The organism is Pseudomonas sp. URMO17WK12:I11 (assembly GCF_007677725.1).
Lineage (GTDB): Bacteria > Pseudomonadota > Gammaproteobacteria > Pseudomonadales > Pseudomonadaceae > Aquipseudomonas.
In genome coordinates this window covers 38,159-50,096 of record NZ_VEDF01000016.1, presented here as the reverse complement: position 1 = coordinate 50,096, position 11,938 = coordinate 38,159, and the positions used below count along the sequence as shown (strand labels likewise).

Here is an 11,938-nt window from a genome sequence, read left to right as displayed (position 1 = left end):
TGGAAGCCGCACCAAGGGACCAGTCGCCTAGTCCGCTTCGAATAACGCCATGGCTTCGACATGCGCCGTCTGAGGAAACATGTCGAGAATCCCGGCCCTTTTTAACCGGTACCCTTGGCCAACCAGCACCTGGGCGTCTCGCGCCAGCGTGGCCGGATTGCACGATACGTACACCAGGCGCTTGGCGTTGAGCCGGGCGATGCCTTGCACCACCTCGTAGGCACCATCGCGTGGTGGGTCCAAGAGTACCGCAGAAAAGCCTTCGGCGGCCCATCCGGCGCCAGCCAAAGGCTGCGATAAATCGGCCTGAAAAAAGGCCGCGTTATGCACATCGTTGTTGCGCGCATTGGCCGCGGCCCGCTCGACCATGGCCTGCACCCCTTCTACCGCGACCACTTCGCGCGCCTGGCGAGCCAGCGGCAGGGCGAAATTGCCCAGGCCGCAGAACAGGTCCAGCACTCGCTCGTCAGCTTGCGGGGCAAGCCAGGCCAGCGCCTGCTCGACCATCGCGGTATTGACCTGGGCGTTGACCTGCACGAAGTCGCCCGGCCGCCAAGCCAGTTCCAGCTGCCATGGTGCCAGGACGAAGCCCAGTTTCGCTTCAGGATCCAGCGGTGCCGGATCGCCCTCGCCCTGCAGCCACAACTGCGCATTGGCCTGCGCGCAAAACGCGCGCAGGCGCTCCACGTCGTCTTCCGGCAGCGGCGCCACATGACGCAGCAACACGGCCTCGGCGGTCCCGCTGAACAGTTCCACATGGCCAATCGCCTGAGGCTTGCTCAAGGCGCGCAGCACGGTCGGCAAATGGCGCAGAATCGTTTGCAAGGGCTGTACCAGCACTGGGCATTCATCGATGGCGACGATGTCCTGGCTGGCTTCGGCACGAAAACCGACGTCCAGTTCCCTGCGCTTGACGTCCCAGCGAACGGCCACCCGTGCCCGGCGTCGATAGCCGAACTCGGGCCCGCTGAGCGGCGTCGCCCAGCTCTGCGGTTGAATGCCTGCGACCCGTTGCAGTTGCTCGGCCAAGGTGCGTTGCTTGAGCAGCAACTGCGCCTCGTGCGGCAGGTGCTGCAGGTTGCAGCCGCCGCAGCGGGCGTAGTGCCGACACGGCGCCGCGCGACGCTCTGGGCTGGCCTGCAGGACGCGTTCCAGACGCGCCTCGACCACCTTGCCACGGGCATTGAGCACCCGCGCTTCGACGCTTTCGCCTGCCAGGGCGCCGCTGACGAACCAGGTGCGCCCTTCGACGAACGCGATGCCACGGCCGTCGCCAGCCAGGCGCTCGATGTCCAGGCGCTGTTTCTTGCCCACGGGGACTTGGGGAGTGCGATTGCCGCCAGCCGGCTGAAAGCGCAGGCCGCCATTGCTTTTTTTCTTGGACATTTAGCTCGGATCGAACAGGCCGGTAGACAGGTAACGGTCGCCGCGGTCGCAGATGATCGCAACCATCACGGCGTTTTCCACTTCGCGGGACAGGCGCAGCATCGCTGCCACCGCGCCGCCGGACGACACGCCGCAGAAAATGCCTTCTTCGCGGGCCAGACGCCGCGTGGTGTCCTCGGCTTCCTGCTGGGTCATGTCGACCACGCGGTCGACCCGGCTGGCATCGAAAATCTTCGGCAAGTATTCCTCTGGCCAGCGGCGGATGCCCGGGATGGCCGAGCCTTCCATGGGCTGCAAGCCGATGATCTGCACGTCGGGGTTCTGTTCCTTGAGGTACTGCGAGCAGCCCATGATGGTGCCGGTGGTGCCCATGGAGCTGACGAAATGGGTCACGCTGCCGTGGGTCTGCTGCCAGATCTCCGGGCCGGTGCTGTTGTAGTGCGCAATCGGGTTGTCGCCGTTGGCGAACTGGTCCAGGACCAGGCCACGGCCATCGGCCTGCAGCTTTTCGGCCAGATCACGGGCGCCCTCCATGCCTTCTTCCTTGCTCACCAGGATCAATTCGGCGCCATAGGCCGTCATCGCCGCCTTGCGCTCGGCGGTGGAATTGTCAGGCATGATCAGGATCATCTTGTAACCCTTGATCGCTGCGGCCATTGCCAAGGCAATACCGGTATTGCCTGAGGTGGCTTCGATCAGCGTGTCGCCGGGCTTGATCTGGCCGCGCAGCTCGGCGCGGGTGATCATCGACAGCGCCGGGCGGTCCTTCACGGAGCCGGCAGGATTGTTGCCCTCGAGCTTGAGCAGCAGGGTATTGCTGGTGTCGCCGGCGAGGCGCTGCAGGCGAACCAGTGGCGTATTGCCGACGCAATCGGCGATGGTTGGGTACTGCAAGGTCATGGCGTAGTTCACAATCCGGACGGCAGGGGCGCCTATCATACCGGCAAACATCCTGCGGCCATATCACGCAATCTATGGTGACTATAGCTACACGCTATAAGCGGCAAGCTTCAAGCGCGTGCGCAACCTGCACAGGTTGCGCGCAGGCCAGGCGCAAGGTGACGCGCAGGCCGTGTTCTGCGTTTTCTGCCCAGAGTGCGCCGTCCTGGCGCTCGACGGCACTGCGGGCAATGCTCAGGCCCAAGCCGAAGCCGCCGTCGCCTGGGCGCGAGCCGTCCAGGCGGGTGAACGGGGCGAAGATTCGTTGCAGGTCAGGCTCAGGCACGCCGCCGCCCTGGTCTTGCAGCCACAGCCGCCAGCGCTGCCCCTCGCGTTCTGCGCCCAGACGTACCAGGCCATTGGCCGGAGAGTGACGGATGGCATTGCGCAGCAAGTTTTCCAGGGCCTGGGCCAGGTGGTTGAGATTGCCTTGCACCCAGCAATCACCAGGCACTTCGCAGCGCAGCCGCTGCGGCGACCAGCCGCTCTCATAGCAGGCGTCTTCGGCCAGCAAGTCCCACAGCGCCTGGACCTGGATCGGCTCAAGTTGCAGCGGAGCGCGCTCGGCATCATGCCAGGCCAGTTGCAGGGTGTTCTCGACCAACTGCTGCATGCCGTCAACCTCGCGGCTCAAGCGTTCACGCAGGCGCGTCAGGTCGGTTTCACCCTCGCAGGCGACACGCAGGCGGCTGAGCGGCGTGCGCAGTTCGTGGGACAGATCGCGCAGCAGCTGCTGTTGCAGCAGCACCGTGCCCTGCAGGCGCTCGGCCATGTGATCGAAGGCCCGGGCCAGCTCGCCCAGTTCGTCTTGGCGGGCCGTGGTGCGGGCATCCAGCCGCGCCGAGAGCTGATCGGCGCGCCAGGCCTTGGCCTGCTCGCGCAGCTGGTTGAGCGGGACGATGAGCATGCGGTACAAGCCCACGCACAGCAGCAAGGTAAACAACCCGGGCATGATGCCGTTGGTGACGATGCGCCAAAACATCCGGTATTGGCCGGGGTTGAAGCGTTGCGGCAACTCGATCACCAGCATGCCTTGCTGTGGTGCTTGCGGGAACGGTATGCCCAACCACGGCTGATCGACACTGCGCCGGCTCATGGGCCAGTCGACGCCGCGCAGGCGGGTCAGGCGCTGCATCAGCTCAGGCCCAAGCACGGCACTGTCGAGCGGCTGCAGGTGCGGGTCGAGCACGCCGATCCAGCCGCGCTCACGCTGGTGCATCTCGGCCACCCAGCGATCAAGCCCTGCGCGGGCGCCGGTGCGCCAGGCGCGCTCGGCCTCGGCCGCGTAGCCGCGCAGCACCTGGCGGGCCGGCTCGGCGAGAAAGGCGTTCTGGGTTTCCATGTGCCGGCCCCAGGTGTAACTCAGGCCGATCATCAGCAGGCAGAAGCCGATCAACAGGATGGCCAGCTTCCAGAACAACGAATGGCGATCGAGCATGGCTATTGCGCTTCGCTGGCGCTGAGCACGTAGCCCTTGCCCCACACGGTGCGGATACTCCGGTCGTGGTAGCCGATGCCCTTGAGTTTGCGACGGATCTGACTGACATGCATGTCGAGGCTGCGATCATGCCGTGAATAGCCGCGTTGCAAGACCTGCTGATAGAGAAACGGCTTGCTCAGCACCTCATCGACATGGCGGTAGAGCACATCCAGCAAGCGAAACTCGCTTGGGGTCAGCCCGGCCAGCTGGCCACGCCAGGCGACGTCGCACAGGCCTTCATCGAACTTGAGCTCACCGGCGCTGGCCTCGATTGGCGCCTGGTAGCGACGCTCCAGGGCGACGCGGCGCAGAATCGCTTCGATGCGCACTTGCAGCTCGGCCATGCTGAACGGCTTGGGCAGGTAGTCGTCGGCGCCACGCTGGAAGCCACTGATGCGATCGGCCTCGGCGCCCAGGGCCGACATCAGGATCACTGGCGTGGCACTGTGCTGGCGCAGCCGGGCCAAGGCATCCAGGCCGTTGAGCCCGGGCAGCAGGATGTCCATCAGCACCACATCGAAGGCTTGCCGCCCCGCGGTTTCCAAACCCTCCTGGCCGTTACGACACCAGGTGACCTGAAAACCGCCGCGCTGCAGCTCTTCGTGCAGGTAGGCACCGAGCACCGGGTCGTCCTCGATGGCCAGGACCCTCGAGGCATAATTAGTTACAGGATTCATTGGCAACTGCCACTCATTCTCAGTCGCGCAATTATTGAGCATGCCCGCCATCCAGGCAACTACCCGGCGACCAGCGCTGCGCGTACGCCGCACATTCAGAAAAGGTGCAATGGCGCAGCCAGCGGAGTACCTTCCCCAGTGGTCCGTCGCAACCTCGACGGTGGCCAGGCACATCACAGGAGGCGAGTGTGCTCGATCGTTTGGGAATCAGAAGCCGGGTGCTGCTGCTGGCACTGTTGCCGGCCAGCCTGATGGCCGTGGTACTGGGCAGCTATTTCACCTGGCTGCAGCAAGACCAGCTACGCACGCAGTTGTTGCAGCGCGGCAAGATGCTCGCCGAGCAACTGGCGCCCCTGGCCGCCCCGGCCCTGGCCCGCCGCACCGCGGTGCAGCTCGAGCGCATCGCCGCCCAGACCCTCGAGCAGACCGACGTGCGCGCAGTGGCCTTCCTGGCGCCCGACCGCACCCGCCTGGCGCATGCCGGCCCCAGCATGATCAACCAGCCGCCCAGCGGCGGCACCGGCACGCAATTGCTGCAACGTACTGGCAACGACGCCACGCGCTACCTGATGCCGGTCTTCGGCCACCACCGCGACCTGGCCACCGATGCGGTACCGGCCGAAGCCGAACGCCTGCTCGGCTGGGTCGAGATCGAGCTGTCCCACGACGGCACGCTGCTGCGCGGCTATCGCAACCTGTTCACCAGCGTGCTGCTGATCTTCGCCTGCCTGGCCCTCAGCGGCCTGCTGGCGATGCGCATGAGCCGTGCGATCAACGACCCGATCGCGCGCATCAAGCATGCGGTCAATCAGCTCAAGGACGGTCACCTCGAAGAACGCCTGCCGGCGATGGGCAGCCACGAACTCGACGAGCTGGCCCATGGCATCAACCGCATGGCCGAAACCCTGCAAGGCGCCCACGAGGAACTGCAGCACAGCATCGACCAGGCCACCGAAGACGTGCGCCAGAACCTGGAAACCATCGAGATCCAGAACATCGAACTGGACATGGCGCGCAAGGAGGCCCTGGAGGCCAGCCGGATCAAGTCGGAGTTCCTGGCCAACATGAGCCACGAGATCCGTACCCCGCTCAATGGCATTCTGGGTTTCACCCATTTGCTGCAGAAAAGCGAGATGACGCCGCGTCAACTGGACTACCTGAGCACCATCGAGAAATCCGCCGACAACCTGCTGGGCATCATCAACGAGATTCTCGACTTCTCCAAGATCGAGGCCGGCAAGCTGGTGCTCGACAGCATTCCATTCAATTTGCGCGACCTCATCCAGGACACCCTGACCATCCTCGCCCCGGCCGCGCACGCCAAGCAGCTCGAACTGCTGAGCCTGGTCTACCGCGACGCCCCCTCGTCGCTGATCGGCGACCCGTTGCGTCTCAAGCAGATCCTCACCAACCTGGTGAGCAATGCCATCAAGTTCACCCGCGAAGGCACCATCGTCGTACGGGCGATGCTCGATGACGAACAGCAGGACAGCGCGCAACTGCGTATCAGCGTGCAAGACACCGGCATTGGCCTGTCGCCCCAGGACGTGCGCACCTTGTTCCAGGCCTTCAGCCAGGCCGACAACTCGCTGGCCCGCCAGCCAGGCGGCACCGGCCTGGGGCTGGTGATTTCCAAGCGCTTGATCGAGCAGATGGGCGGCGAAATCGGGGTCGACAGCACACCGGGAGAAGGTTCGCAGTTCTGGATCAGCCTGAGCCTGCCCAAGGCCCATGACGACGCCGAGGAGCAGCCGCTGCAACCCCTGCAAGGTCGCCGGGCGGCGATTGTCGACGGTCATGAGCTGGCCTGTCAGGCCCTGCAACATCAACTCGAAGACTGCGGCTTGAGCGTCAGCTCGTTCGCCTCTTTCGATCAGTTGCTGCAGGGCGTTCAGGCCGGCGCGCAGGCGGGTATGCCGTTCGAGCTGGCGGTGCTGGGCGCCAACCTCGGCGTGCTCTCTCCAGAACAGCTGGGCCAATACAACCAGGAGTTGGAGCGCCTGCATTGCCAATGCGTGGTGCTTTGCCCGACCACCGAGCAGGCGTTGTATCACCCGTACCTGCCCAACGGCCACGGGCAGTTGCTGTCCAAGCCGACCTGCACGCGCAAGCTGCGCCGCTTGTTGCTGGAGTTGGTGCAACCACGCCGGGCGCTGCCAGGGCCGGCGCTGGCCAGCTCAGCGCAGCGCCGGGCGCGGATCCTTTGCGTGGACGACAACCCGGCCAATCTGCTGTTGGTGCAAACGCTGCTCGAAGACCTGGGCGCAGAAGTACTGGCGGTCGACAACGGCTACGCGGCCGTGCAGGCGGTGCAGAGCGAACCCTTCGACCTGGTGTTGATGGATGTGCAGATGCCTGGCATGGACGGGCGCGCCTGCACCGAGCAGATCCGCCAGTGGGAAAAATCCCAAAGCCGCCATCCGCTGCCGATCGTGGCCCTGACGGCGCATGCCATGGCCAACGAGAAGCGCGCATTGCTGCACAGTGGCATGGACGACTACCTGACCAAGCCGATCAGCGAACGCCAGCTGGCCCAGGTGGTGCTCAAATGGACCGGGCTGAGTCTTGGCGCGGCGCCGCTCGAGCCTGCGGGCGAGCAACCGCCGGTAAGCCACGAGCTGCCGGTGCTCGACCCCGCCGAGGGGCTGCGCCTGGCCGCTGGCAAGCCTGACCTGGCCGCCGACATGCTGGCGATGTTGCTGGCCTCGCTGGAGAGCGACCGCCAGGCCATCACCGCCGCGCGCAAGGCCAACGACCAGGCGAGCTTGATTGCCCAGGTCCACAGGCTCAACGGCGCCTCGCGCTATTGCGGGGTGCCGCAGCTACGTGCAGCCTGCCAGCGCAGCGAGACGTTGCTCAAGCAAGACAACCCGCAGGCGCAGCAGGCGCTCGATGAACTCGATGCGGCGATCAACCGCCTGGCCGCTCAAGCGCGGCTCAACGCTTGAGCCAGGCAGCGCCCGATCAACTGAGGATTGAAGCCATGCGCGTTCTATTGTTCAGCAGCCAGCACTACGACCAGGAGAGTTTCACCCAGGCCGCCGGCGACTGCGCGCTGGCGCTGCACTTTCAGCCCGCGCGCCTGACCCTCGATACCGTCGCCCTCGCCGAGGGCTTCGAGGTGGTCTGCCCGTTCATCAACGATGACCTTAATGCCCAGGTGCTCGAGCGCCTGGCCGCTGGCGGCACGCGCCTGATCGCGCTGCGTTCGGCCGGTTACAACCACGTCGACCTGGCCGCCGCGCAGCGCCTGGGCTTGGCAGTGGTGCGCGTCCCGGCGTACTCGCCACACGCAGTGGCCGAGCATGCCGCGGCTTTGGTGTTGGCCCTGAACCGTCGTCTGCACCGGGCGTACAACCGCACCCGCGACGGCGATTTCACCCTGCATGGGCTGACTGGCTTCGACCTGCATGGCAAGACCGTCGGCGTCATCGGCACCGGTCAGATCGGCTTGGCCTTCGCGCGCATCATGGCCGGGTTCGGCTGCCAACTGCTGGCCTATGACCCCTACCCCAACCCCGAGATGCTGGCGCTGGGCGCTCGCTACGTGCAATTGCCTGACCTGCTCGGCCAGGCGCGGATCATCAGCTTGCATTGCCCGCTCACCGCACATACCCGGCACCTGATCAACGCGCAAAGCCTGGGTCAGTTGCAGCCAGGCGCCATGCTGATCAATACCGGTCGCGGTGCCCTGGTCGACACCCCAGCCTTGGTCGACGCCCTGAAAAGCGGTCAACTCGGCTACCTTGGCCTGGATGTGTATGAGGAGGAAGCGCAGCTGTTCTTCGAGGACCGTTCCGACTTGCCGCTGCAGGACGATGTGCTCGCGCGCCTGCTGACCTTTCCCAACGTCATCGTCACGGCGCACCAAGCCTTTCTGACCCGCGAGGCGCTGGCCGCGATCGCTGCCACCACCTTGGACAACATCGTCCGCTGGGCGGCCGGTAATCCGCACAATCTGGTCGACGGTTGATGCTAGGATACGCGGCATTTCTGGAGGACCCATGGTCGAGCACGATTTCCGCTACACCCTTTTCAACCCGCAACACACCCTGATTGAATGCCGCGCCTTGGTGCCGGGCCGTTACCAGGTCACTGGCAACGGTGGCTCGATGCACAAGGGCGACGTGCTGATCGTGACCCTCAAGGGCAGCAAGGACCTGGCCATGCGCCTGACCGTGGAGAGCGTACGGCATTTGATCAACCCACGCGGCCAGTGGGTGGCCGTGGCCAGCGGGCCGGTGTTCAACGAGCTGGAGATCCTCAGCTGGAAAGTCGAATGCGACGCCTGCGAGGCGGTGCTGGACTTCGAATTTGCCGTCGATGCCAAGCTGGGCAAGGCCGCCCGCCAGCCGGCTGCCAGCGCACGCATCGCCGAGCTGGGCTGGGCCAGCCGCGCTGACAAGCACCTGTGCCCGCGTTGCCAGGAGCGTGCCGAGTGAAGCATCTGCTGAGCGCTGCGCTGATCGCCGCTGGCCTGCTTGGCTGCGCCGCCGAGCCATCGAAGCTCGAACAGGAGCGCAGCTATGTGCTGGAGTGGATCGGTGAACGGCCGTTGATGGACTACAGCCACCTGACCCTGACCTTGGCCAGCGATGGCCGCGCTTACGGCAACGCCGGCTGCAACCATTGGTTCGCCCCGTATACGCTCGACGGCGAGCAGCTGACGTTTGGCAAAGTCGGCAAAACCCGCAAGCTCTGCGCCCCTGCCCTGATGGAGCAGGAAAAGCGCTTCTTGCAGGCGCTTGAAACGGTCCAACGCTGGGACGTCTCGCCCATCGGCCAGCTCCGCTTCTGGCCCGCCGAAGGCAAACCCCTGCGCTTCTGGCCCGAAGAGGGCTAGTGGCGAAGCCTGCAGCTTGACGCTCCGCGTCAGCGGAGCGCCTTGATCCTGGCCTGGAGGCCTTCAAGGGTTTGCTCGCCGAGCAACTGCTCACGCACCTTGCCCTTGTCGTCGATGAGGTAGGTCACCGGCAACGCCTCGCTGCGCGGCAAGTCGTAGCGCTCGGCCGGGTCCTGGGCCAGGACGGTGAATTCGATGCCCAGGGTCTCGGCCGCCTGCTTCAGGTCCGCGCCTTGCAAGCCGTCGAAATTCACCCCGACCACCTTGATGCCCTCGGCAGCCCATTGCTTGGCAGCCTTGTTCAGTTCCGGCACCTCGGTGCGGCACGGGCCGCACCATTCGGCCCAGTAATTGAGCACCAGCCAATGGCCATCGAGCTGCTCGGCCTTTACCGTGTTGCCCTCTTGGTCCACGCCGTAATCGGCACCGCAACCGGCGAGCAACAGGCTCGCGGTGATGGCCAGTACTGCTGCCAGACGCCTTGCCATGGGTCAATCCTTCTTGAAGTTACCAGCAAATAGGTCAGTCGCTGCGGTTAGAATACCCGTCACACCTAGCTGGATGCGACCCGACATGACTGATTTGACGCTCTATCATAACCCGCGCTGCTCAAAATCCCGCGCGGCGCTGGAATTGCTCGAGCAACGCGGCCTGGCACCGACCATCGTGCGCTACCTGGAAACCCCGCCCGACGCCAAGACCCTCACGGACGTGCTCGGCAAGCTGGGTATCAGCGCACGCCAGCTGCTGCGCAGCGGCGAAGAGGCTTACAAAACCCTCGGCCTGAGCGATCCGGCGCTCGGCGAGACGCAATTGATCGAAGCGATGGTCGAGCACCCCATACTGATCGAGCGGCCAATCCTGGTCGCCGGTGACAAGGCGGTGATCGGTCGTCCACCTGAGAACGTTCTGGAGATTCTGCCGTGAACACACCTTATATCCTGGTGCTGTACTACAGCCGTCACGGCGCCACCAGCGAGATGGCCCGGCATGTCGCCCGGGGCATCGAGCTGGCCGGCATGGAAGCGCGCCTGCGCACGGTGCCGGCGATCTCCACCGAATGCGAAGCGGTGGCTGCGGACATCCCGGCCAGCGGCGCGCTGTACGCCACCCTCGACGACCTGCGTCACTGCGCAGGGCTGGTGCTGGGCAGCCCGACCCGCTTCGGCAACATGGCGGCGCCGCTCAAGTATTTCCTCGATGGCACCAGCAGCCTGTGGCTGGGCGGCGAGCTGGTCGGCAAGCCGGCTGGCGTATTCACCTCCACCGCCAGCCTGCACGGCGGCCAGGAGACTACCCTGCTGTCGATGATGCTGCCGTTGATGCACCACGGCATGCTGGTGATGGGCCTGCCCTACAGCGAGTCGGCGCTGCTGGAAACCCGTGGCGGCGGCACCCCGTACGGTGCTAGCCACCATGCCGGCGCCGACGGCAAGCGTGAGCTCGACCAGCACGAAATCGCCCTGTGCCGCGCGCTCGGCCAGCGGTTGGCGAGCACCGCCAAGGCCCTGGAGAGCTCGCGTGGCTAAAAAGCCCAAGGCCTTGCCGGCGCTGCACTGGCTGGCGCCGCGCGTGCGCCTGAGCCGAGCCCTGAGCCTGGCCACGCTGTTCGGCCTGATGGCCCTGCTGCTGGTCAACAACCTGTGGTTCGCCAATCTGCACGGGGCGCGGGTGTCGGTGATCCTGGCCATCGAGCTGGTGCCGCTGTTGCTGGTGCTGCCGGGCATGCTGATGGGCAGTGCCCGGGCGCATGCCTGGGCCTGTTTCGTGGTGAACATCTATTTCATCAAGGGCGTGCTGGCTGCGTTCGACCCGGCACGGGCGCTGTTTGGCTGGATCGAGGTGGCGCTGAGCCTAGGGCTGTTCGTGGCCGGGCTGCTGTATGTGCGCTGGCGTTTTCAGTATGAACGCCGGCTGGCCGGCGAAGGCGGCTGCGACGTCAGTGGTTGACGGTGTGCGCCAGCATCACCGACAACTGACACAGCGGTCGTCCGCTTTGGGCGTGCCACTCATTGAACACCTGCTGCACCACGGCCAGGTCACGCTGGCTGGTCGGCTGCTTGTCGATGACCTTTTGCGCGATCAGCGCGGCGGCCATGTCGTCCGTCGGGACGAAGGTGTCCTTGCCGACCATGCGCAGAAAGCGGGGCGCCGACAGGCCGCCTAGCTGGTTACCCTGCTTGGCCAGGAATTTCCACAGCCCGACGATATCGGTCACCGGCCAGTCGGCGATGAAAGCACCGAAGCTGCCCTCGCGCTGGGCCACGTCGAGGATCATCTGCGCATTGCGCGGCACACTCTTGAGCTTGCCCAGGTGGCGGATGATGCGCGTGTCCTGCATCAGCCGCTCCAGGTGCTCGGCGCCCATCAGCACCACCTTTTCAGGGTCGAAGCCAAAGAACACCTGCTCGAAGGCCGGCCACTTGGCATCCACCAGGCTGTGCTTGAGGCCTGCGCGAAACACCCGCAGAGCCAAGGTCGACAGGTAGCGGTCGTCGGTGATGTCGCGCAGCTGCGCAGGGGTGCGCGGCTGCGGCAGGAAGGCTTCCAAGGCCTGGGCCGAACCGAAACGGTTCAGGCAATACTCATGTAGCCATTGGTAATCGCGCATGG

Annotated in this window: 13 protein-coding genes; 7 read left to right on the top strand and 6 right to left on the bottom strand. The window is 65.3% G+C overall.

What is annotated here, in order from left to right; genetic code table 11:
- Positions 1-27: 27 nt before the first annotated feature.
- The 4 genes from rlmD to FS665_RS21995 form a co-directional block, all read right to left on the bottom strand.
- Entirely contained in the window at positions 28-1,386 is a 1,359-nt protein-coding gene (rlmD, locus tag FS665_RS22010) for a 23S rRNA (uracil(1939)-C(5))-methyltransferase RlmD (protein WP_145193294.1), read from the bottom strand.
- Complete coding sequence (gene cysM / locus FS665_RS22005; RefSeq protein ID WP_145193292.1) at positions 1,387-2,286, bottom strand: cysteine synthase CysM; 900 nt, start codon at positions 2,284-2,286, stop codon at positions 1,387-1,389.
- Positions 2,287-2,380: 94 nt separating this feature from the next.
- A complete protein-coding gene (locus FS665_RS22000; RefSeq protein ID WP_145193290.1) occupies positions 2,381-3,763 on the bottom strand; it encodes a sensor histidine kinase in 1,383 nt (460 codons plus the stop codon).
- Between the two features lie 2 nt (positions 3,764-3,765).
- The gene (locus tag FS665_RS21995; RefSeq protein WP_145193288.1) at positions 3,766-4,482 is read right to left on the bottom strand and encodes a response regulator transcription factor; all 717 of its coding nucleotides are present in this window, start codon (positions 4,480-4,482) and stop codon (positions 3,766-3,768) included.
- A gap of 188 nt (positions 4,483-4,670) precedes the next feature.
- On the opposite strand from FS665_RS21995, the gene FS665_RS21990 reads away from it, so the two are divergent.
- Genes FS665_RS21990 through FS665_RS21975 form a run of 4 tightly spaced genes read left to right on the top strand, consistent with a single transcriptional unit; the run spans position 4,671 to position 9,325 of the window.
- Positions 4,671-7,430 (top strand): response regulator, encoded by a 2,760-nt coding sequence (locus FS665_RS21990; RefSeq protein WP_145193286.1) that lies wholly within the window; start codon positions 4,671-4,673, stop codon positions 7,428-7,430.
- Between the two features lie 35 nt (positions 7,431-7,465).
- Positions 7,466-8,455 (top strand): 2-hydroxyacid dehydrogenase, encoded by a 990-nt coding sequence (locus FS665_RS21985; protein ID WP_145193284.1) that lies wholly within the window; start codon positions 7,466-7,468, stop codon positions 8,453-8,455.
- Between the two features lie 31 nt (positions 8,456-8,486).
- Positions 8,487-8,924: a hypothetical protein gene (locus FS665_RS21980; RefSeq protein ID WP_145193282.1), complete on the top strand. Its 438-nt coding sequence runs from the start codon at positions 8,487-8,489 to the stop codon at positions 8,922-8,924.
- Entirely contained in the window at positions 8,921-9,325 is a 405-nt protein-coding gene (locus tag FS665_RS21975) for an META domain-containing protein (protein WP_145193280.1), read from the top strand. Before FS665_RS21980 ends, FS665_RS21975 begins: the two co-directional genes overlap by 4 nt.
- 29 nt (positions 9,326-9,354) lie before the next feature.
- On the opposite strand, the gene FS665_RS21970 is transcribed toward FS665_RS21975, so the two are convergent.
- Positions 9,355-9,813, bottom strand: coding sequence for a TlpA disulfide reductase family protein (locus FS665_RS21970; RefSeq protein WP_145193278.1), 459 nt, complete (start codon positions 9,811-9,813; stop codon positions 9,355-9,357).
- Positions 9,814-9,898: 85 nt separating this feature from the next.
- Here FS665_RS21970 and arsC point away from each other — a divergent pair, with 85 nt between their 5' ends.
- From arsC to FS665_RS21955, 3 genes are read left to right on the top strand one after another with little or no spacing between them, the layout of a single operon-like run.
- A complete protein-coding gene (arsC, locus tag FS665_RS21965) occupies positions 9,899-10,252 on the top strand; it encodes an arsenate reductase (glutaredoxin) (protein WP_145193276.1) in 354 nt (117 codons plus the stop codon).
- On the top strand, positions 10,249-10,854 hold the full coding sequence (gene wrbA, locus FS665_RS21960; RefSeq protein WP_145193274.1) for an NAD(P)H:quinone oxidoreductase: 606 nt from the start codon (positions 10,249-10,251) through the stop codon (positions 10,852-10,854). Before arsC ends, wrbA begins: the two co-directional genes overlap by 4 nt.
- A complete protein-coding gene (locus FS665_RS21955; RefSeq protein ID WP_145193272.1) occupies positions 10,847-11,275 on the top strand; it encodes a DUF2069 domain-containing protein in 429 nt (142 codons plus the stop codon). Before wrbA ends, FS665_RS21955 begins: the two co-directional genes overlap by 8 nt.
- Here the strand turns inward: FS665_RS21955 and FS665_RS21950 are convergent.
- On the bottom strand, positions 11,265-11,936 hold the full coding sequence (locus FS665_RS21950; RefSeq protein ID WP_145193270.1) for a DNA-3-methyladenine glycosylase I: 672 nt from the start codon (positions 11,934-11,936) through the stop codon (positions 11,265-11,267). The genes FS665_RS21955 and FS665_RS21950 overlap by 11 nt on opposite strands.
- Positions 11,937-11,938 lie beyond the last annotated feature (2 nt).